Here is a 21,318-nt window from a genome sequence, read left to right on the forward strand (position 1 = left end):
GTGACCTCCGCTATGACCGACCCGGCCGCCCCGTCCTCCGCAGGCTTCCTGCGGACGGCGGGGCGCGCTGTTCTCCGGGCCGCACGCGCGCTGATCTGGTGGTTCAACTCGATCCTCGGCGGCAATGACTACCAGCGCTATGTCCAGCATCTACAGCTGCAACACCCGGACGCCCCGATCCCCAGCGAACGCGGCTACTGGCGCGACCGCCACGACGCGGCAGCCCGAAACCCGGCCAACCGCTGCTGCTGAGGACCTACCGGCGTCGCCTCACTCCCGGCGTGTCGTTTTTCCGCTGATAGTGGTGTCCTATTTCCGCTAGCGGAGTCGGCCGCATCCTGCGATCGTGGATCTTGTGAGTGCGAACGAGCTGGACTTCGAGCGGTGCTACCGCGCCGTGGCAACCAAGGATGCCCGCTTCGACGGGCAATTCGTGACTGCGGTGCGCACCACCGGAATCTATTGCCGCCCTTCATGTCCCGCCATAACCCCGAAACCTGCCAACGTCACCTTCCTGCGCACGGCCGCTGCGGCCCAGCAGTCCGGATTCCGGGCCTGCCGCCGCTGCCTGCCGGACGCGGCCCCCGGCTCCCCGCTGTGGAATACCCGTGCCGACCTGGCCGCCCGCGCCATGCGCCTGATCGCCGACGGTGTGATCGAACGCGGCGGCGTGCCCGCCCTGGCCGATACCCTCGGCTATTCACAACGCCAGCTCACCCGGGTCCTCACCAGCGAACTCGGCGCCGGACCCCTGGCACTGGCCCGGGCGCACCGGGCGCATACCGCCCGGCTGCTCATCCAGACCACGCCGCTGTCCATGTCGGATATCGCGTTCGCCGCCGGTTTCGCGAGCATCCGGCAGTTCAACGACACCGTGCGGGAGGTCTTCGCGGTCAGCCCGACCACGCTGCGCGATGAATCCCGCCGCCGCAACGGCGATACGCTGCCGGCCACCAATGGCCTGCTGACGCTGCGGCTTCCGTACCGGGAGCCGCTCGACAAGCCCTGGCTGGAGTGGTTCCTGTCCTCGCACGCCGTGCCCGGGCTGGAGCTGTGGGAGGACGGGGTCTACACCCGTAGTCTGCGAACCCCGCACGGCCACACCACCGTTCGCATGTCCGTGCAGCCCGGGCACGTCCGCGCCTCGCTGGCGCTGCACGATATGCGCGATCTCGCGCCGACCGTCGCCCGACTACGCCACTTCCTCGACCTCGACGCCGATCCCGTCGGCATCGACGAGGCGCTGGCGGCGGGCATGGCCGGAAACAGAGCGGGCGTGGTGCTCTCCCACGGCATTCGGGTGCCCGGCTGCCTCGACGGACCGGAACTGTTGCTGCGCACCATGATCGGACAGCAGATCTCGGTAGCGGCGGCCAATACCCACAGCGCCCGGCTGGTTCAGAACCTGGGCGAATCCATCCCCGGACCGGTCGCGCACCTGTTCCCCACCGCCGCGGCCATTGCCGAACACGGCGCCGAGGTGCTGACCGGCCCGTCCAAGCGCGTCGAAGCCATTGTGGCCGCCGCCCGCGCCCTCGCCGACGGTGACCTGGTCCTGCACTCCGGGCGCACCGCCACCGAACTCCGGCGCGATCTGCTGGCCCTCGACGGTGTGGGCCCGTGGACCGCCGATTACGTCACCATGCGGCTGCTGGCCGATCCCGACGTGCTGCTGCACACCGATCTGATCGTCCGCCGCGGCGCCGGTCTGCTCGGCATCGATCTGACCGATACCGCCCGCTGGGCGCCCTGGCGCTCCTATCTGACCATGCATCTGTGGAAGCACGCCCTGGCCCACCCTGCCACCGTCCCCGATGGCGCCCCCGGCGCCCGGAAAGCGAGAACAGTACCGTGACCCGATCCACCTCTGCTGCCGCCGATTTCGCCACTGTGACCACCCCGGCCGGCCCCTTCACCGCCCTCGTCGACCCCGACGGCGCGGTGCTGGCCGCCGGCTGGACCGCCGATGCGGAGAACCTCCGCCAGCTCATCCACACCACCCTGCGACCGGCCGAAATCCGCGAACGCGATTCACTCGGCGCGGTCACCAAGGCCGTCGTGGACTACCACGCGGGCGATATCGCGGCCATCGACGCCATTACCGTCCGCCAGCTCTCCGGCCCGTTCCTGGTGCACGCCTGGGAGGTGCTGCGCAAAGTGCCCGGCGGAGAACCGATCACGTACACCGATTTCGCCGCCGCCTCCGGCCGCCCCGCCGCCACCCGGGCCGCCGCCAATGCCTGCGCGCGCAACGCCGCGGCCCTGTTCGTCCCCTGCCACCGCATCATCCGCACCGACGGCACCCTCGGCGGCTTCCGCTGGGGTCTGCCGGTCAAGCGCTGGCTGCTCGACCACGAGGCGCACTGACCTCGGCTACCGCCGCCAGAACAGGTGGTGCACAACCCCGCTCGGGCTCGGGATCCGCTCCAGATGGAAGCGGTCGGTGAGTTCGGCGGGGTCGGTCCACAACCGTTCACCACCGCCGAGTTCGACCGGCGATACGGCGCAGTGCATCTGGTCGATCAGATCGGCCTCGAGAAAAGCCCGGACCGTGGCCACGCCGCCGCCGATGCGCACATCCTTGCCGTCGGCGGCGGCGAATCCCTGCGCCAGCGCCTCTTTCGGGGACGCGTCCAGGAAGTGGAAAGTGGTCTCCCCGCGCGTGATCGAGGGCCGGACGTGGTGGGTCAGGACGAAAACCGGTGTGTGGAAAGGCGGTTCGTCGCCCCACCAGCCCTCCCAGTCGTAGTTCTCCCAGGGTCCGCGCTGCGGTCCGAACTTATTGCGCCCCATGATCTCCGCGCCGATATTGTTCGCGAAATCGCGCGTCAGGTAGTCGTCGAGACCGTAGCTCCCACCCGGGTCGGTCCGGTTGACCCAGTGCGCGGTGGCGCCCGCCCAGGAGAAGAGCGCACTCGGATCGGCGTGGCCGAACGGGCGATCGAGACTCTGCCCCACCCCGGCTCCGTATCCATCGCTGGACAGGTTGAAGTTCTGAACGCGGACCGACTGTGCCATCACGAACCCCTTCTGGTGGCAAACTGCAATTGGTGCGGAATCTACCGATGCCCACCGACAATGTGCTCGCGGAACCGGAACCGCATGATGCGCGACGACCGAAACCGTTGTGCGGTGGTCAGCCCAGGGCGGTTTCGAGGCGGGAGCCGGTGCGGCCGCGGATGACGTGCAGGCGGCTGGGGATGCGCTGGCGCATTTCATCCACGTGGCTCACCACCCCGACTACGCGGCCGCCGGAGCGGAGTTCGTCGAGGACGCCCATGACCGCGTCCAGGGTGTCGGCGTCGAGGCTGCCGAAACCCTCGTCGATGAAGAGGGTGTCCAGGACGAGGCCGCCGGATTCGGCGGCCACCACATCCGCCAGGCCCAGGGCGAGAGAGAGTGAGGCCATGAAGGTTTCGCCGCCGGAGAGGGTTTTGGCGGGGCGGATGGCGCCGGTGTAGTCGTCGCGGATGTCGAGGCCGAGGCCGCCGCGGCGGCCGCGCGGGCCGGCGGCATCGGTGTGGACGAATTCGTAACGGCCGCCGGACATGCGGCGCAGGCGGACCGAGCCGGAGACGGCCACCTCCTCCAGGCGGGCGGCGAGTACGTAGGAGCGCAGGGACATTCGGCGATTGTTCTCACCGCGTCCGGCCACCACATCGGCCAGACGGGCTAGCTCGTCGTGCGCCTGCTGGATGGGTGCGATTCTGTCCACAGCCGCCCACAGCTGTGTGCACAGTTCTTCGAGTTGCTCGACCCGCCGGGCGGCCACGGTGTGCGCGGCGACGGCGCGTTCGAGAGCCGTTTGCGCCTGTGTCACAGCGGCTTCCAGCCCGGCGAGATCGCCGAGTGCGATACCGGCGGCGGCCTGGATCTCCGGTTCGGCCAGCACGGTTTCCGCATGCGAGCGGGCACGGTCGGCAGCGACGAGTTCGGCTTCGATATCGGCCTGCCGCTGGGCCGTGCGCGAGGCGGCATCGACGGCCCGGGCGTATTCGGCCAGGACGCTGTAGTCCGGGCCGGTGTCGCCCATGACGGGCGGGGCGGTGTCGACCAGACCCGCGTCATACGACAGCTTTTCGACCCGGACGGCCAGTGCCGCAACCTGTTCGCGAGCGAGCACGGACTCCGTGCGTGCCGCACGCAGCGCCGTGGCGGCCGCGACCAGCGCATCCAGGCGGGCGCGACGACGGTCCACGGTGCCGTCCGCACCCGCGGCGGTGGTCAGCCGCTCGGTGAGTTCGGCAAGCCTGCGGTCGGTGGCCACCATGCGTTCCATCGTTGCGCTGCTACGGCTTTCGCCATCTCGCAGCTCGTCCTGGAGCCGGGTTTCCTCGGCGCGCAGCCGATCCAGCTCCGCGGCCAGACCTTCCGCCAGCTTGGCCCGGTCCCGCGCCTCGGCCCACCGCGTCTCGGCGGCGGCCAGACCGCTCGCCAATTCCGCCTTATCGGCATCGCCTCCGCGTTCGACGAGCACTTCGATGGTGCGCTCCAACTCCGCGACCAGCTGCCCGGCCTGTTCCCGCGCGGTCTCGGCGGCCCGTTCCGCCGCCACCGCAGCGTCTTCCGCCTCCTTGGACACCGCCAGCTCACCCGCTCGCGCGGGCGCGGGATGCTCGGCCGACCCGCACACCGCGCACGGATCTCCCTCCACGAGCGCCCCCGCCAGCTCGGCGGCCATTCCCGCCAGCCGCTGCTCCCGCAGCGCGAGCGTGCGCTCCCGCGCATCCAGATGCGCGGTCCGCCTCGCCTCGAAGTTCGCCTTCGCCCGCGTCAGCTCCCCCTGCCGCCGCTCCAATTCGAGCGCCGCCTTGGCGGCAGCCCGCAACCGCTCCCGCTCCGCCTCCAACACCGGCAGCCCCGCTGCGGCATCCGCAGCCCCTCGCAACCGAACCTCCACCCCCGCAATAACTTCTGGCACCTTCCCCCGCCGCTCGGTAACCTTCCGCACCGTCTCGACCAGCCCCCGCTGCTCCTCCCGCAACCGCGCCAGCTCCCCCGTCAGCCGCGTAGCCGACTCCGCATCCGCCCGCACCTCATCCAAGGCCCCCATCTGCGCACTCCACCGCTGCACAGCCGCCTCCAACCCCCGAACCCGATTCGCGCCCGAACCACCGACCGCCGCACCAGGTCCGGCTGCGCCCGAGTGGGACCCGGCAGCACTGCCCATCGACCCGGCAGCACTGCCCATCGACTCGGCCTCAGCCTCGCTGTCTTCGGCGCCGAGGCCGGGATGCCGATCACCGGAGTTCGCCGGGTCATCGCTCGGCGAGGAGGGGAATGCGCCACCGCGGACGGATTCGGCGGCGGCGTTTTTCTCCAGGTAGTCCAGCTCTGCCCCGAGGTCACCGCCTGCCAGTTCAGCCGTGGCGAGATCGGCGGCGGCCCAGGCGGTTCCGTCGAGTTCGGCGCTGGCGGGTTCGAGGAGGCGGTCGGCGAGTTGTTCGGCGGTACGGGTGGCGTCGTCCTCGCGGCGGCGCAGGGCTACTGCGGCGGAGCGGGCCTCGGCGAGGGCGGTGGCTACCGGTTCGGCGCGGCGGGCTCGGTCGAGTTCGGTGTGCAGGGTGTCGCGGTGGGCCGCGCCGGAGGCATAGGCGTCGAGTTGCGTGCGGGCCTCGGTGAGACGGCGGTGGCGGTCGTGGAGACGGCGCTGCTCTTCCGCCGCGGCATGGGCGCGGGTGGAATCGGCCTGGCGCTGTTCGAGTTCCGCGGTGGTGCCGGTGAGCGCGTCGCGGGCGGTGACCAGCAGCCGCTGCGACCATTCGACGGATTCGAGCGGACCGGCGGTTTCGGTCGCGGCCAGACCCGCTGCCGTGCCGACCCGGGCGATGAGGCGGTCAATGCCCTGTTTGCGGGTATCGAGATCGGCGGAGCCGGCGCGGCGCTTATCGATCAGCCACTGTTCGGCGGTACCGAATCGTTCGGTGTCGAAAAGCTTTTCGAGGAGCTTTTCCCGATCCTCGTTGTCGGCGCGCAGGAATCGCGCGAAATCGCCCTGGGGCAGCAGCACGACTTGGAAGAACTGGTCGGCGCTCATACCGAGCAGGCGCAGCACCTCATCGCCGATATCGGGAATTCGGGACAGGTGCTGGCCGCGACCGTCCAGCCATTCCAGTGTCGCGGAGGCATTCTCTTTGACCCAGCCGCTTTTCGCGCGCGAGCTCGGCCGCTGAAATTCGGGCGAACGTGTCAATCGCAATCGCCTGCCGCCGAGCGTCGCCTCCAGTTGCACCCGCGGCGGCGTCTGCTCATCGGCGTGATCGGAGTGCAGCCGCTTCTCCCCGCGCGCCCCGGGCACACTGCCGTACAGCGCGAACGCGACCGCATCCAGCACCGTGGTCTTACCCGCGCCGGTCTGCCCGTGCAGCAGAAACAATCCGTCGGCCCCGAGCTCGTCGAAATCCACCACGGCCGTTTCGGCGAACGGGCCGAAGGCGGTCAGTTCCAGTCGATGCAGCCGCACGCGCCGTCCCCTTCGATCTCCGCCCATCCAACAACCCCGCACGCGCGAGCGCCCGCAGGACACGCCGCCGCGTCGCGACAAATGCGACTCATGCAGTCAACTCGCCTGCGCCACCATCGGATTCGGGCGACACCAGACCGAAGAGCTCAGGATCCCCGTCCAACTCGTCGGCACCGGATAGCCGCTTGCTCCCGTCATCGGCGACACGCCCACCCGCCGCAGCAGTGCCGGAGACGCGCACCCTACCGTCCCCGCTTGCATCGGCGTCGCGCACAAGACCGCCCGTCCCCCGTTCTCCGGCAGTGCCGCCGAACCGATCACCCGCTTGATCACCATGGGTGCGCGTCGAGCCTTCCTTCTCCCGCACCGCAGCGGCCAGCGCCCGCTCGAGCCACGTCATCTCACCCGCGGTGGGCACACCGCGCACATCGGTGAGGAAGCTCTGCGCGATCTCGGTATCGCGGCGACCGTGCACGCGCTCCCGATAGTGCAATTCCGGATTGCCTTCGGGCCGAACCCATTCCACGTGCACAGCGTGCGGAAAGCGCTCGCGCAGCCGCCGTAGCGGATCGACCGGGCGCGCGTGATCGGTCAGCGTTGCCGAGACGTAATCCTGTTCGGCCCCGGCATGCTCGGGCGCGTCCAGCAGCTCCTCCAGTGTTCCGCTGAGCTGACTGAGCCCGCGCACCACCGGCAGTTCGCGCCGCGACACCGCCGACAAACCGTCGGCGTCCACGTCCACAATCCACACCGCCTTGCGCTGCGACCGCTCGCCGAACGAATACGGCAGCGGCGACCCGCAGTACCGCACCGATTCCGACAGCGTCTGCGGCGAATGCAAATGTCCCAGCGCCACATAGTCGATACCGTCGAAGGCCCCCAGCGGCACCGTCTCCACACCGCCCACCGAGATGGACCGCTCCGATCCGGTGGCCTCACCGCCCACCACGAAGGCGTGCGCCAGCACCACCGACCGCACCCCGGCCCGCTCGGCCAGATCGCCCCGGATCAAGCGCATGGCCGCATCCAGGATCTCGGCATGCGAACGCGCCTGCGGCACGCCCAGTTCCGCGCGCGTGATCTCCGGCTCCAGGTATGGGATGCCGTAGAAAGCGACCTCTCCGTGCGCGTCGGACAGCATTACGGGCCGTGCCACTTCGGATATCCCGCACCGCAGATGCAGCCCGCCCGCCGCCGCGAAACTCCCCAGCGCACCGAGCCTGGTGGGCGAGTCGTGATTGCCGGAGGTGGCGACAATGGCCGCCCCGGCGTTCCGGATGGCTTCGAAACCGCGATTGCACACCGCGATTGCGTCCGCACTCGGAATGGAGCGGTCGTAGACGTCCCCCGGCAGCACCACCACATCCACCTGCTCCGCGGCCACCAGTTCGGCAATGGCGCGCAGCGAACACTCCTGATCGGCGAGCAGATCGACACCGTGAAAGGTGCGGCCGATATGCCAGTCGGAGGTGTGCAGGATTCGCATGCCGCAAAACGTAGGCGATCCCTCCGACAGATTCATCCGTACCCTCGCGCGCTTTCGGAAACACGCCGGTGTATTGCGGGCGCGGGCAAACTTCGCACCCCGGCGCGCCGACCGGCTCCGTCGAAAGCTGCCACGCAGTTGCCGCTTTCGCGGTTTTGTCGGTGGCATAGGGCAAACTCGCCACCCATGACCGCACCGATGCTGTTCGCGCTGCTTTTGGTGTTCCTCGCCGGACTCGGCCTGGGCTGGCTCGGGCATTCCGCGCGCGCGGGTCAGCGCGCGGCGGTGGCCGAGGCCCGGCTCTCGGCCATGCACGACAACGAGCGGCTACTGCATCAGTCGCTGGGTGCTGCCAGTGAGGATGCGGCACGGCGGCAATCGCACGCCCTGGGTTCGATGATGGAACCGCTGCGCGAGGCGGTCGGCACCCTGAACCGGCATATCCAGGAGGTCGAGCACAATCGCATCAACGCGTATTCCGGCCTGCGCGAACAGGTTGCGGGCATGCAGCGCACCTCGCTCCACCTCTCCACGCAGACCGGGCAATTGGTCGCCGCGCTACGGGCGCCGCAGGTGCGCGGCCGCTGGGGCGAAATCCAATTGGAGCGCGTGGTCGAACTGGCGGGCATGACCCGGCACTGCGATTTCGACACCCAGGTCACCCGCCGCGCCGGCACCACGGGAACCACCGAGGGCGTGGTTCGGCCCGACCTGGTGGTGCGCCTGTCCGCCGGCCGGCAGATCGTGGTGGACGCCAAGGTGCCGTGCACCGCGTATCTGGAGGCCGCGGCCACCGAGGAGCCGCGCGAGCGTGATCACCACCTCGCACGCCATGCCAAACACCTGCGCAATCATGTCGATCAATTGGCCGCGAAGGAGTACTGGGCGGCATTCGATCCGTCCCCGGAATTCGTTGTCCTGTTCGTGCCCGGCGATCCCTTCCTGGATGCCGCGATGGGCGCCGACCCGGGTCTGCTCGAGTACGCCTTCGGCCGCAATGTGGTACTCGCGACCCCGACCACATTGATCGCGCTACTGCGCACGGTGGCGCTCGGCTGGCGGCAGGAGGCCATGTCGCAGGATATGGCGTTGATCCAGCAGCTCGGTCGCGAGCTGTACACGCGGCTGGGCACCACGGGCCGCCATTTGGATCGGCTGGGCGCACAACTCGGCAAGGCGGTGGACTCGTTCAATCACACCGTCGCCTCGGTCGAAACACGAGTCATGGTGACGGCCCGCAAACTTCATGATCTAGAGATTTCGGACACCCCGGTGCCGGAATTACATCAGGTGGAAACCTGGCCTCGGGCCGTTGGATTCGCTGAATCCGACTAATAGGGCAATGCCATTACGGATCACCGCATGATGTCGCCTCCCTCGCGGAACAGCTGCATGCTTTAGTGTGCTTGACGTGGCAGTTACCCAGCGTGAGCGAGCAGAGGTGCCCCCGTCGCACCGTTCGATCCTGCCGACGGTCCCCGGCGTCCCGGCGGGCGCCGCTGTGCTCATTGCCGTGACCTGCACGTTCATCGGATTCTTCATCGATAAGCAGGGCGGCTCCGAGCTGACCGGCACCTTCGCGACGCTGTACGTGATCGGCTGCCTCGCGGCCGCGCTCGTCGTCCGGTATCGCGGGCTCTTCACCACCATGGTGCTGCCCCCGCTGCTGCTGTTCGTCGCGGTGCCGATCTCCTATCAGTTGCTGCTCGGCAACTCCGGCAGCCTGAAGCTCAAAGACATTCTGCTGAATCTGGCCATCCCGCTGGTGAATCGCTTTCCCACCATGGCGCTGGCCACCGTGCTGGTCCTGATCGTCGGTGCGGTGCGAGTGGTGCTGAACCGCCGCGAGCAGAACAAGGATTCGGACAGCACGCCGCGCACCCCGCGGACCCGGACCCCGCGGCCCACCGGAGCCGCACGCGCCCAGCGCGCCGGCGCGGCCGCCGCCAAGGACCCCGCCAGACGACGCTTCGGCCCTGCCTCGGCAGCGCAGGACGCGGGCGATCCACCCACGTCCACCCCGGCAGCGGGCCGCCGGGCGCCCGGGGGCCGGGTGGCCGCTCGCCCGCCGCGCGTGGGCGCACCGGATCGCCAGGCGGCCCCCGGTCAACCGGGCGCCAACCGGCAGCCCCCGGCCGATCGCAAGCGCACCCCGCCCGCGGACCGCAAGGCCGCCCCGGACCGCAAGCCTCCGGTCGATCGCAAGCCGCCCGCCGAGCGCGGCAAGCCCCCGATGGACCGCAAACCGCCGATGGATCGCAAGCCTCCGGTCGATCGCAGGCCCCCGCCCGACCGCGCCAACCCGGCGGCCAACCCCGCGGCGGAACCCCGCCGCCGCCGTGCGGCGAACCCCGAGGTGCCACCGCACCCGCGCCCGAATGTGCGCTACCGCGAACGAGATTCCGGCCGCATCGAACGCTGAGAACAGACGCAGAAAACAGAAATCCCCGCACCGGAGAGTGCGGGGATTTTCGCTATCCGAGGTGAATCAGCGTTATCGGAGGTGAATCAGCCTCGTGCGGAACGCAATTCACGCGGCAGCGAGAAAACCAGGGTTTCATTGGCGGTGGACACCGGCTGCACATCACCGAAACCGTGTTCGGCCAGCAATTCCAGCACACCCTCGACCAGAATCTCCGGCACCGAGGCGCCCGAGGTGAGCCCGATGGTGCGCACACCCTCGAACCAGGCCGGATCGACCTCGCGGGCGTAATCCACCAGATACGAGGCCTTGGCGCCCGCACCGAGCGCGACCTCGACCAGCCGTACCGAGTTGGAGGAATTGCGCGAACCGACCACGATCACCAGATCGCAGGCCGGGGCCATGGCCTTGACCGCGGTCTGACGGTTGGACGTGGCGTAGCAGATGTCATCGCTCGGCGGATCCTGCAGATTCGGGAACCGCGCGCGCAAGCGGTGCACGGTCTCCATGGTCTCGTCCACCGACAGCGTGGTCTGGGAGAGCCAGATCACCTTGTTCTCATCGCGCACGGTCACCTTGTCGACCGAGTCGGGGCCGTCGACCAGCTGAATGTGTTCCGGCGCCTCACCCGCGGTGCCCTCCACCTCCTCATGGCCCTCATGGCCGATGAGCAGAATGTCGAAGTCGTCGCGAGCGAAGCGCTTGGCCTCCTGATGCACCTTGGTCACCAGCGGGCAGGTGGCATCGATGGTGTGCAGATCACGCGCGGCGGCCGACTCGTGCACCGCCGGCGAGACACCGTGCGCCGAGAAGACCACGACCGCACCCGGCGGCACCTCGTCGGTTTCATCGACGAAGATCACACCGCGGTCCCGCAGCGTCTCCACCACGTGCCGGTTGTGCACGATCTCCTTGCGGACATAGAGGGGGGCGCCATGCTTTTCCAGCGCCTTCTCGACAGTGACGACCGCGCGGTCGACACCGGCGCAGTAACCACGAGGTTCGGCGAGCAGTACCCGTTTCGGCGAGTCGGTATCACCTGCCACGGACCGGACGATTCCGACGTTCAAAGGGATAGCCGAGGACATGCCCACCAGAATACTGTGCTTGATTTTCCCGCGCTGCGCTCCGGCTGGTTCGGCGGCTCGGACGCACGTGCAGTCAAGGGCAAATAGGACAAAGAATCACATTTGGCGACTTCTCGCCTTTGCATCACAGTGCGTTTCGGGCAGGCTAGGGGCATGTTCCGACCTCCGTTCCTGGCCCGGGTCGCCGCCGGGGCTGCCGTCTATGCCCTCGAGGAAACTCGTCGGCTACCGACCAACGCGATCAATTTCCCGATCACCGCGATCAGTCAGATGCTGCAGACGACCATGCATCTCCAGCAGTTCGTGACCAGCCTCGCCCTCAAAGGCGATGCCGTTTTCGACCGTTTGATCAATCAGCCGGAAGAACAGCCGGCATGGGCGACGTTCGATGAGGACGAGTCCTTCGAGCAAACCCCGAGCGCCGCACCCGAATCGGCACGCAAGAGCAGTTTCGACCTGTTCGTCGCCGAGGAAACGGTCACCGAAACCCCGGCCGCGCCCGTCTTCGAACCGATTGCGGCCGAACCGGAACCGATCGCCGAGCCCGGCGCCGAGGAATCGGCCGTCGAGCCGGAGGCGGCTGCCGTCACCGAGCCGGAGGCGGCTGCTGGCACCGCGCCGGAGACCGTAGCCGTGGCCGAGCCGGAGGTTGCCGAAATCGCAGCCCCCGCAACGCCTTCCAAGGCCTCGACCAACGGCCATCAGAATGGCAGCGTCGCGGTGGTCGAGCCCGAGGTGGCCACCCGCTACGACTACCCGAACATGACCCTGGCGCAGCTGCGCGCCCGGCTGCGCATGCTCACCATCGACGATCTGGCCACGCTGCTGGCATACGAACAGGGCACCCGCGACCGCGCCCCGTTCGTCACCATGCTGACGAACCGGATCGCCACCGTTAAGGCCAAATGACCGAAGATCCAGTAGCGCCGATCGTCAGGGGGGTTTGCCCAGGCGGTCGGCGTTTGACGTTGCGGGGGCAGTTTTCGGCGGGCGCTGCGGGTTCCCGTCGGTCGGTACTGCCAGAATCGGTGCGGTGACCACCGACCAGCCGGCGAAGCCGCCGAGTTCCGCCGAGAATCCGATGCCGGTGCGCACCGTTGCCGTGAAGGTGGCGCAGTGGATCGACAAGCTGGGCGCGGTCTGGGTGGAGGGGCAGATCACCCAGATCAATCTGCGGCCCGGCACCCGCACCGCCTTCCTGGTGCTGCGCGATACCGCCGCCGATATGTCGCTCACGGTGACCTGTGATCCGGATCTGCTGCGCAATTCGCCGGTGCCGCTGCAGGAGGGCAGCCGGGTGGTGGTCTACGGCAAGCTGTCGTTCTTCACCGCGCGCGGCACGGTCTCGTTGCGTGTCACCGAGATCCGACCGGTCGGCATCGGAGAATTGCTCGCCCGCATCGAACGACTCAAGGCGCTGCTGGCCGCGGAGGGCCTCTTCGATCCCCGCCTCAAGCGTCCGATTCCGTTCCTGCCCAATCGCATCGGCCTCATCACCGGCCGCGCCAGCGCCGCCGAGCACGATGTGGTGACGGTGGCCACCCAGCGCTGGCCCGCCGTGCAATTCGAGATCCGCAATACCGCCGTCCAGGGCCCGACCGCGGTACCGCAGATCCTGGAGGCGCTGGCCGCCCTGGACGCCGACGAGGCGGTCGATGTCATCGTGCTGGCGCGCGGCGGCGGCAGTGTCGAGGATCTGCTGCCCTTCTCCGATGAAACACTGTGCCGGGCAATAGTTTCGGCCAAGACCCCGATTGTCAGCGCCATCGGCCACGAGCCCGACAATCCGCTCAGCGACTATGTCGCCGACCTGCGCGCCGCGACTCCCACCGATGCCGCCAAGCGCATAGTCCCCGACGCCGCAGCCGAATCCGCGCTGCTGCGCGAATTGCAGGCCCGCGCCGCCGCGGCGCTGCGCGGCTGGGTGGACCGCGAATCCCGTGCCCTGCAACAGCTCCGCTCCCGCCCGGTGCTGGCGGACCCGCTGCGCCTGCTGGAGCAGCGCCACGACGAGGTGGAGCGCTTCCGCACCGCCACCCGCCGCGCCATCAACCAGAGCCTCACCACCGAATCCACGGCCACCCGGCACCTGCGTGAAAAACTCTCCGCGCTGGGACCGGCGGCCACCCTGTCGCGCGGTTATGCGGTGGTGCAGAAGGTTCTCGGCAAGGAGCGCGAGGTGGTCCGCTCCATCGACGACGCTCCCGCGGGCAGTCAGCTCCGCATCCGGGTGGCCGACGGTGCGCTCACCGCCGCCGCACTCGGCTCCCAATCCCTCGGCCCCCGAAAGGAATCCACCCCGAATGACTGAGTCCGACCTCACCGAGATCACCGCCTTCGGTTACGAACGCGCCCGTGACGAGCTCGTCAATGTGGTGAAGATGCTCGAACAGGGCGGCCTCGACCTCGACGATTCCCTCTCCCTCTGGGAGCGCGGGGAAGCCCTTGCCAACCGCTGCGAGGAACACCTCGCCGGTGCGCGCAAACGCGTCGAAGACGCCCTCTCCCACCGCACCACGGAGAACTGAGTCGCACCGAACCGACCGGCCCGTGTCGTAATCACACAGCCCGCGTCAGACCGAACAGCCCGTGTCGTAGTCGCACAGCACATCTCACTGCTGTTCGACTGCGGCACGGGCTGTTCCGTTGCCCGACCGCGACGGGCTGTTGCGGGCGATCAGTGCGCGGGGAGCGGCTGCGCGGTGTCCACGGCGGTTGCGAGGGTGTTGAAGGCGGAGGCGTTGCCGGCGCCCTTGATCAGAATTCGGACGTCGCCGAAGTCGGTGATCCAGGCGGGTTCGCTGCCGGGCTCGGAGTATTCGACCCACTTGCGGTCGCCGATCTGCGCGGTGCCGCTGGCGTAGCGGGAGCCGACGATCTTCTTGGCGAGCACGTCCTCGGTGGCGTTGGACTGCGTGTACTGCATGTAGCTGCCCTGCGGTGTGATGTAGCCGACGGTGCTCACCGCGCCGCCGCCCGCGGCGGGGATGGTGTCGCGGCTGCCGGAGTTCGGCTTCCAATCGGCGGACAGCGCGGGCTCGCGAATCGGGAATCCGATGGTCTTGGCATCGTCTGCGAGAGCGGTGTGCGCATCGAAGTGCGGGACCTGGCCCTGGGTGGGGCCGTTCGCGGTGAAGGTGCACTGGCTGGCGATGCCGGCAATGACCAGGCAGATCAGTACCAGTGGCAGGAGGGACCAGATGAGGTCCCGCCAGTCGTTCAGGATCCGCGGCTTCGTGTTCGACACGCCCCCAGTATCCACGGACCCTTACTGCGACCCTCCTCACAGGGCAGGTGTCCGCGCCCTTGCACATCCCCCGCGTCAAGCGGCTCGTCCGTAAAGGTCCAGCGCCGGGCCGGAAGTGAAACGCAAGTACTTGTCTAGGGCCCGGAAGCGCAATGCGACAATTCACGCAGCAGTAGACAACCTAGGAGGCACCGTAATGACGGCACCGACACCCGCATCCCGCCGTGAGGCCCCGGACCGCAACCTCGCTCTGGAGTTGGTCCGGGTCACCGAGGCCGGCGCGATGGCAGCGGGTCGCTGGGTCGGCCGCGGCGACAAAGAGGGCGGCGACGGCGCGGCAGTGGACGCCATGCGGCAGTTGGTATCGACGGTCACCATGCGCGGCATCGTGGTGATCGGCGAGGGCGAGAAGGACGAAGCGCCCATGCTCTACAACGGTGAGCTGGTCGGCAATGGCGAGGGCCCGGAACTGGACTTCGCGGTCGACCCCATCGACGGCACCACCCTGATGGCGAAGGGCTCGCCCGGCGCGATCTCCGTGCTCGCGGTCGCCGAGCGCGGCGCCATGTTCGACCCGTCGGCCGTGTTCTACATGGAGAAGATCGCGGTCGGCCCCGAAGCCGCCGACGTCATCGACCTCGCGGCCCCGATCGCGGAGAACCTGCGCCGCGTCGCGAAGGCGAAGAACTCCTTCGTCTCCGATCTGACGGTGTGCGTGCTGGACCGCCCGCGCCACAATCAGTACATCCAGGATGTCCGCGATGCGGGCGCCCGCATCCGCCTCATCTCCGACGGTGACGTCGCCGGCGCCATCGCCTGCGCCCGCCCGGAATCCGGCGTCGACGTGCTGATCGGCATCGGCGGCACGCCCGAGGGCATTATCGCCGCGGCCGCCATGCGCTGTATGGGCGGTGCGCTGCAGGGCAAGCTGGCCCCGAAGGACGACGAGGAGCGGCAGAAGGCCCTCGACGCCGGCCACGATCTGGACCGCGTGCTCAATACCGAGGACCTCGTCTCCGGTGAGGACGTCTTCTTCAGCGCCACCGGCGTCACCGACGGTGACCTGGTGCGCGGCGTGCGCTACTTCGGCGGCGGCGCGTACACCCAGTCCATCGTCATGCGCGCCAAGTCCGGCACCGTGCGCATCGTCGATGCCTACCACCGCCTCACCAAGCTGCGCGAGTACGCGTCGGTCGACTTCGTCGGCGACGACCAGGCCGCGCCGCCCATGTTCTGAGCGGCGAAACCCGCACCGGGGCAATGACTCCGGCACAGCGGGTTCGACGATGACGGCCGGAGCGCTTCGCATGCGCTCCGGCCGTTGCCTTGTTCCGGGCCTATTCCCGAGCGGCCGTGTGCTGATTCCCTCAGGCGTGGCACCCCCATCCACCCCGGTGCGGGCCTAGGGTCGGATTCATGGCAGACGACACCCGGTACCGCATCGAACACGACACCATGGGTGAGGTCCGCGTCCCCGTGGACGCACTGTGGCGGGCGCAGACTCAGCGTGCGGTAGAGAACTTCCCCATCAGTGGCCGCGGCCTGGAGCGCGCGCAGATCCGGGCGCTGGGCCTGTTGAAGGCGGCCTGTGCGACCGTGAACCGCGATCTGGGTCTGCTGGACCCGGCCAAGGCGGATGCCATTGTCGCCGCCGCCACCGAGATCGCCGACGGCAAGCACGACGACCAGTTCCCGATCGACGTATTCCAGACCGGCTCGGGCACCAGCTCGAATATGAACGCCAATGAGGTGATCGCGGGCATCGCCGCGCGCAATGGCGTCACCGTGCATCCCAACGACGATGTGAACATGTCGCAGTCCTCCAACGACACCTTCCCCACCGCAACACATGTCGCCGCGACCGAGGCCGTGGTGAAGGACCTGGTCCCGGCGCTCGATCATCTGCGGCTGGCGCTGCTGGACAAGTCGGTGCAGTGGCGGGATGTGGTGAAGTCCGGCCGCACCCACCTGATGGATGCCGTGCCGATCACCCTGGGTCAGGAGTTCAGCGGCTACACCCGGCAGGTCAGCGCCGGTATCGAACGCCTGCTGACCACGCTCCCGCGCCTGGGTGAGCTGGCCATCGGCGGCACCGCGGTCGGCACCGGGCTGAACGCGCCCGACGACTTCGGCGCGAAAGTGGTTGCCCAGCTCAAGAAGTCGACGGATATCGACGCACTGTCGGAGGCCCGCAACCATTTCGAAGCGCAGGCCGCCCGCGACGGCCTGGTGGAGCTCTCCGGTGCGCTGCGCACGGTCGCCATCAGCCTCACCAAGATCGCGAACGATATTCGCTGGATGGGTTCGGGCCCGCTCACCGGACTGTCCGAGATCCAGCTGCCGGATCTGCAGCCCGGCTCCTCGATCATGCCCGGCAAGGTCAATCCCGTACTGCCCGAGGCTGTTACGCAGGTGGCGGCGCAGGTCATCGGCAATGATGCCGCGATCGCCTGGGGTGGCGGCAATGGCGCCTTCGAGCTCAATGTCTATATTCCGGTGATGGCGCGCAATGTGCTGGAGTCGATTCGCCTGCTGGCCAATGTTTCCCGGCTCTTCGCCGATAAGTGCGTGGCCGGGCTGGTCGCCGATGTCGATCGCCTGCGCCGGCTCGCCGAATCCTCGCCGTCCATTGTGACGCCACTGAATTCGGCCATCGGGTACGAGGAGGCCGCGGCTGTCGCCAAGGAGGCGGTCAAGTCGCACAAGACGATTCGCCAGACGGTCATCGATCGCGGTCTGATCGGCGACAACCTCTCGATCGAGGAACTCGATCGCCGTCTCGATGTGCTGTCCATGTCGAAGGTCGACTACAACAAAGAGTGAGCCCGCACCGGAGGTAGTTCCGGACACGACTGTGCGGGCACGGAAGGCATTCGCCACCGTGCCCGCATTTGTCGTATTTCACCGAGCGGCAACGATTTCCGGGTAGTTCTTCAGATCGATATCGTTCTTGGACTTCTCGGCGGACTTGACCATCATGGCGAAGAATCGGGAGCCCAGGAACCAATTGCGGAAGCGCAGCCCGAGCGCGGTCTTGGGCGCCAGGAATGCGCCCGGGCTGGAGGCGCCGGCCATTTTCCCGGTGCGCTTCATCATCTCCTGGTAGCGCGGGAAGGCGACGGTGTAATCGCCGTCCGCCGCGGCCAATTCACCGGCGAGAACGTACGCGCCGACAATCGCGAGACCGCTGCCGAAGCCGGCGAGGGTATTGCCGTAGCCCGCATCACCGACCAGGGCCACTCGGCCCTGCACGAAGTTCTTCATCGTCACCTTGCTGAGGGAGTCGAGGTAGAAGCCGTCCAGGTGCGGCAGGTCGGCCAGCATGCGCGGCACCTCCCAGCCGATGCCGGCGAACTGATCGGCGACGATGCGGCGCTGGGCGTCGAAATCATCACGGTCGTAGTCGAGTTGAGGCGAGGCGAACATATACATCTGCGCGGCCTTGGAGTTGCCGAGGCTGGCCAGATGGCCCGGCGTATTGAGGGCGTACGACACCGCACGCTCGCGCGGGGCATCGGGCTGACTCTCCCACTTCGACGCGCCGGCGAGGCAGTAGTAGTGGCCCTGGTGCTTCACGAACTTCTGTTCCGGGCCGAAGGCCAGTTTCCGCACCCGGGAGTGGATGCCGTCCGCGCCGAAGACGAGATCGAAGCGCTGGGCGGGGGCGTGCGCGAATTCGACATGGACGCCGTCGGTGGTCTCGGTGAGCGCGGTGATGGTGTCGCCGAACAGGTATCGGCAGTTCCGCGCGGTGCGCTGATAGATGACATCGGCCAGATCGCCGCGCAGGATCTCGAGATCGCCGCCGGTGAAATCGCCTGAGATGAGCGCTTTTTCGTTCCCGCCCTCATCGACGATCACCATATCCGTCTTGCCGGTCTGGCGGCGCTCGAGGTCCTCGAGGATCCCCATGCGCTCCAGCACCGCCATGTGGGTGTGGCCGGTGAAGTCGACCGCCTGGCCGCCCGCCCGCAGTGCGGGGGACTTCTCGACCACGGTGACGTCGAAGCCGTAGCGGCTCAGCCAGTAGGCCAGGGCCGGGCCCGCGATGGAAGCGCCGGAGATGAGAACGGTGGTGTTGCGCATGATGTCGCTCCTGATATTCATTTGCGTCCGTCGGCCGCTGTTGTTTATTAGCGTACGATGGACGCAGTTGGGCGTCAAGTGGAAAATTCAGGAAGGATGACGGGCATGCCGGGACCGACCACAACAGAGCTGCTCTGGGGTATCGAGCAGAAGCCCAAGCGCGGGCCGAAACCGTCCCTCACGCTCGAGCAGATCGTCGCCGAGGCCATGGCGCTCGCCGATGCCGAGGGGCTCGGCAATCTGTCCATGCAGCGGCTGGCCGAACGGCTGGGGTGCGCGAAGATGGCGCTGTACCGCTATGTCCCGGGCAAAGCCGAGCTCACGGCGGTCATGCTGGACGCGGCACTCGGCCGGCCGCCGGAGCGGGGTGCCGCGACACCGGATGCATCCGAACCCTGGCGCGCCTACCTCACCCGCTATAGCGAGACGGCCTTCGAACGCTTCGGCGTCCATCACTGGGGGCTGGAGCTGGCCGTGGGCATTCGGCCGCTCGGCCCCAATGAAATGAGCTGGCTGGAGGCCGGACTCGACGCCCTGGACGGCAACGGCCTGACCGCCTCGGAACAAATGGACAGCGTGGTGCTGCTGTTCGGCCACGTCCGAGGCCTGGCGCAGACACTCGGGCCCGCCCACGGACTCGATATGGAGGAGGACCTGGTCAAGGAACTGGGTGCGGTGCTGATCGAGCACGGCCACCGCTATCCCCATGTCGCACAGGCCCTCGCCGAGCAAGCCGCCCGTCCCGACGGGGACACCGGCCGCAATCAGGCGCTGCGATTCGGGATCGACCGCATTCTCGACGGCATCGGGGTCCTGATCGACAGCCGGAAATAACCGTGTCGGGGGTGCGAAGGCGGCGAATGTCTATGCGCCCGTGAGTGCTCGGCCTACAGTCGAATCATGTCCGACTTACCGGAGTTGCAGCAGGATGCCGTCACCACCGTGCGCGAGTTCTTCGCCGCCATGGAGATGAAGGCCGTCACCGAGGCCCTCGATCTCGTCGATCCCGCCATCGTCTGGAAGAACACCTCGCTGCCGGATGTGCGGGGCGCCGACCGCGTGCGCTGGATTCTCGACAAGCTCAGCAATCCCCGCTACGGCTTCCGTGCCGATATGCACCACGCGGCCGCCGACGAGGACGGCGTGGTCCTGACCGAACGCACCGACTACCTACGCTTCGGCCCCGTCGAGATCGCCTTCTGGGTCTGCGGCACCTTCGAACTCCGCGACGGCCGAATCACCCTGTGGCACGACCACTTCAGCTGGGAGAACTTCCTCCGCGGCACCGCGGTAGGCCTCTTCCGCGCAGCCCGCGGCCGCTGACAGTCGCCCCAACCGCACGATAGCTCTGCCGTCCACGAACCGGCTGCCACCATGCGGCAGCCGGAATCCGGTGTCGGACATAGTCGTAGGCAATACCGCGGGCGGTCGGCCATAGACCCCGAACGCGAACCGGCTGCCCCTGAGGGACAGCCGGAATACGCGATACGGAACCGGCGGGCGGGCCCGCGGATACTGAACGCACACGCGCCGAACGCGAACGGGTCAGGAGCGGAGGTGGGCGAGTTCGGCGCGGGCCTTTTCGCCGGCTTCGCTGAAGTCGGTGCGGGTGAAGATGTTCCAGCGTTCCAGGAGAGGGCCGAAGACGAGGGCGGGCTCGTTGGCGCGGTCGTAGATGCCGGCCTCGGCGAGCAACTCGTCGCTGGTGGTGCCGTCGGCGAGCTTGACCACGGGGACGTGGAAGTCGGCGATGCGGTCGGCAATGGCGCGCACGGCCTGATCGGGGGCCAGGTCGAGCGCGGCGGAGATCAGGTTCGCGAAGAAGACGGCCTGCAGTTCGTCATCGGCCGCCAGGCGCTCGGCAATGGTGGCGACGATCGGACTGTCGGCGGTCGCCGCGGTATTGCGATGCCGGATGGCGGCGGCGGTCTCCTCGAGCGCGCAGGCGGCCAGCACATCGAGCAGATGCATGGCGGGGCGGCTGAAGCCCTCCACCATATGCGTCATGCGCGCGCGCTCGAGCTCGATCGGATCCACCGCACGGGTCACCATGAGGTAGTTCCGGATCAGGATCTCGTGCCGGTTCTCCTCGGCGGTCCAGCGGCCGACCCAGCGCCACCAGGGACCGGTGCGCAGGTACTTGCCGAGCTCCCGGTGGTACGCGGGCAGATTGTCGGCAATCAGCACGCTCACGGTCAGCGCGAGCTTGGAGACATCACTGAGCTCGGACTGCCCGGGCTCCCAATCGGTTCCACCGAGGAACTCGAAGTTGCGGCCGTCGTCCCACGGCACATAGTCGTGAGGCTGCCATTCCGCCGCGAGGGCGATATGGCGAACCAGGTTTGCTTCCACCTCCGCTGCCAGCGATACCAGCAGTTCGCGGTCGGCCAAATCGTTCTGCACGTGGACAACCTAGCGGCTGCGCGGCAAACGTGGGGATCTTCGTCCTGCATTCGCAACGGCTATGGCGTCGGCAGCGGCCGCAGCCGGGGTGCGGGCGACGCGGTCCGGGGCAGGGAAGGCCCC

18 protein-coding genes and 1 pseudogene are annotated in these 21,318 nt (G+C 68.2%); 12 read left to right on the forward strand and 7 right to left on the reverse strand.

Going from position 1 to position 21,318, the window contains the following annotated elements; translation table 11 throughout:
• The 3 genes from ABZX86_RS02590 to ABZX86_RS02600 all read left to right on the forward strand — a co-directional run bounded on the left by ABZX86_RS02590 (position 1) and on the right by ABZX86_RS02600 (position 2,367).
• On the forward strand, positions 1 to 252 hold the full coding sequence (locus ABZX86_RS02590; protein ID WP_355119256.1) for a YbdD/YjiX family protein: 252 nt from the start codon (positions 1 to 3) through the stop codon (positions 250 to 252).
• Positions 253 to 355: 103 nt separating this feature from the next.
• Complete coding sequence (locus ABZX86_RS02595) at positions 356 to 1,855, forward strand: AlkA N-terminal domain-containing protein (RefSeq protein ID WP_355119258.1); 1,500 nt, start codon at positions 356 to 358, stop codon at positions 1,853 to 1,855.
• Complete coding sequence (locus ABZX86_RS02600; RefSeq protein WP_355119260.1) at positions 1,852 to 2,367, forward strand: methylated-DNA--[protein]-cysteine S-methyltransferase; 516 nt, start codon at positions 1,852 to 1,854, stop codon at positions 2,365 to 2,367. Before ABZX86_RS02595 ends, ABZX86_RS02600 begins: the two co-directional genes overlap by 4 nt.
• Before the next feature lie 6 nt (positions 2,368 to 2,373).
• On the opposite strand, the gene ABZX86_RS02605 is transcribed toward ABZX86_RS02600, so the two are convergent.
• The 3 genes and pseudogenes from ABZX86_RS02605 to ABZX86_RS02615 form a co-directional block, all read right to left on the reverse strand.
• Positions 2,374 to 3,018 (reverse strand): dihydrofolate reductase family protein, encoded by a 645-nt coding sequence (locus ABZX86_RS02605; protein WP_355119262.1) that lies wholly within the window; start codon positions 3,016 to 3,018, stop codon positions 2,374 to 2,376.
• Positions 3,019 to 3,136: 118 nt separating this feature from the next.
• Positions 3,137 to 6,463 (reverse strand): SMC family ATPase, encoded by a 3,327-nt coding sequence (locus ABZX86_RS02610; RefSeq protein WP_355119264.1) that lies wholly within the window; start codon positions 6,461 to 6,463, stop codon positions 3,137 to 3,139.
• 355 nt (positions 6,464 to 6,818) lie between these two features.
• A pseudogene (locus ABZX86_RS02615) lies at positions 6,819 to 7,949 on the reverse strand (exonuclease SbcCD subunit D); the annotation flags it as partial.
• 186 nt (positions 7,950 to 8,135) lie between these two features.
• Between ABZX86_RS02615 and ABZX86_RS02620 the strand changes: the two are divergent.
• Both ABZX86_RS02620 and ABZX86_RS02625 read left to right on the forward strand, forming a co-directional pair.
• Positions 8,136 to 9,284, forward strand: a complete 1,149-nt coding sequence (locus ABZX86_RS02620) for a DNA recombination protein RmuC (protein ID WP_327142005.1) — start codon at positions 8,136 to 8,138, stop codon at positions 9,282 to 9,284.
• A gap of 76 nt (positions 9,285 to 9,360) precedes the next feature.
• A complete protein-coding gene (locus ABZX86_RS02625) occupies positions 9,361 to 10,371 on the forward strand; it encodes a DUF6542 domain-containing protein (RefSeq protein ID WP_355119266.1) in 1,011 nt (336 codons plus the stop codon).
• Positions 10,372 to 10,457: 86 nt separating this feature from the next.
• On the opposite strand, the gene ABZX86_RS02630 is transcribed toward ABZX86_RS02625, so the two are convergent.
• Entirely contained in the window at positions 10,458 to 11,459 is a 1,002-nt protein-coding gene (locus tag ABZX86_RS02630) for a 4-hydroxy-3-methylbut-2-enyl diphosphate reductase (protein WP_355119268.1), read from the reverse strand.
• A gap of 153 nt (positions 11,460 to 11,612) precedes the next feature.
• On the opposite strand from ABZX86_RS02630, the gene ABZX86_RS02635 reads away from it, so the two are divergent.
• The 3 genes from ABZX86_RS02635 (at position 11,613) to ABZX86_RS02645 (ending at position 13,987) form a co-directional block, all read left to right on the forward strand.
• Positions 11,613 to 12,368: a lipid droplet-associated protein gene (locus ABZX86_RS02635; RefSeq protein WP_355119270.1), complete on the forward strand. Its 756-nt coding sequence runs from the start codon at positions 11,613 to 11,615 to the stop codon at positions 12,366 to 12,368.
• A 124-nt stretch (positions 12,369 to 12,492) separates the two neighbouring features.
• Positions 12,493 to 13,770, forward strand: a complete 1,278-nt coding sequence (gene xseA, locus ABZX86_RS02640) for an exodeoxyribonuclease VII large subunit (RefSeq protein ID WP_355119271.1) — start codon at positions 12,493 to 12,495, stop codon at positions 13,768 to 13,770.
• Positions 13,763 to 13,987 (forward strand): exodeoxyribonuclease VII small subunit, encoded by a 225-nt coding sequence (locus ABZX86_RS02645; RefSeq protein ID WP_355119273.1) that lies wholly within the window; start codon positions 13,763 to 13,765, stop codon positions 13,985 to 13,987. The genes xseA and ABZX86_RS02645 overlap by 8 nt, the downstream gene beginning before the upstream one ends.
• A gap of 149 nt (positions 13,988 to 14,136) precedes the next feature.
• Here the strand turns inward: ABZX86_RS02645 and ABZX86_RS02650 are convergent, their stop codons facing one another.
• Complete coding sequence (locus tag ABZX86_RS02650; RefSeq protein ID WP_355119275.1) at positions 14,137 to 14,706, reverse strand: DUF4245 domain-containing protein; 570 nt, start codon at positions 14,704 to 14,706, stop codon at positions 14,137 to 14,139.
• A 196-nt stretch (positions 14,707 to 14,902) separates the two neighbouring features.
• On the opposite strand from ABZX86_RS02650, the gene glpX reads away from it, so the two are divergent.
• Complete coding sequence (glpX, locus tag ABZX86_RS02655) at positions 14,903 to 15,943, forward strand: class II fructose-bisphosphatase (protein WP_327142012.1); 1,041 nt, start codon at positions 14,903 to 14,905, stop codon at positions 15,941 to 15,943.
• A gap of 179 nt (positions 15,944 to 16,122) precedes the next feature.
• Positions 16,123 to 17,529, forward strand: a complete 1,407-nt coding sequence (locus ABZX86_RS02660) for a class II fumarate hydratase (protein ID WP_355119277.1) — start codon at positions 16,123 to 16,125, stop codon at positions 17,527 to 17,529.
• Between the two features lie 78 nt (positions 17,530 to 17,607).
• On the opposite strand, the gene ABZX86_RS02665 is transcribed toward ABZX86_RS02660, so the two are convergent.
• Positions 17,608 to 18,792, reverse strand: coding sequence for an FAD-dependent monooxygenase (locus ABZX86_RS02665; RefSeq protein ID WP_355119279.1), 1,185 nt, complete (start codon positions 18,790 to 18,792; stop codon positions 17,608 to 17,610).
• A 105-nt stretch (positions 18,793 to 18,897) separates the two neighbouring features.
• Between ABZX86_RS02665 and ABZX86_RS02670 the strand changes: the two genes are divergently transcribed.
• Complete coding sequence (locus ABZX86_RS02670) at positions 18,898 to 19,626, forward strand: TetR/AcrR family transcriptional regulator (RefSeq protein ID WP_355119281.1); 729 nt, start codon at positions 18,898 to 18,900, stop codon at positions 19,624 to 19,626.
• A 66-nt stretch (positions 19,627 to 19,692) separates the two neighbouring features.
• Positions 19,693 to 20,115 carry a limonene-1,2-epoxide hydrolase family protein gene (locus ABZX86_RS02675; RefSeq protein WP_327142016.1) on the forward strand — a complete coding sequence of 141 codons (423 nt, stop codon included), beginning with the start codon at positions 19,693 to 19,695 and terminating at the stop codon, positions 20,113 to 20,115.
• Positions 20,116 to 20,337: 222 nt separating this feature from the next.
• On the opposite strand, the gene ABZX86_RS02680 is transcribed toward ABZX86_RS02675, so the two are convergent.
• Entirely contained in the window at positions 20,338 to 21,195 is an 858-nt protein-coding gene (locus ABZX86_RS02680; protein WP_355119283.1) for an acyl-ACP desaturase, read from the reverse strand.
• Positions 21,196 to 21,318 lie beyond the last annotated feature (123 nt).

Origin of the sequence: Nocardia sp. NPDC006630 (assembly GCF_040611495.1) — a bacterium.
GTDB lineage: Bacteria > Actinomycetota > Actinomycetes > Mycobacteriales > Mycobacteriaceae > Nocardia.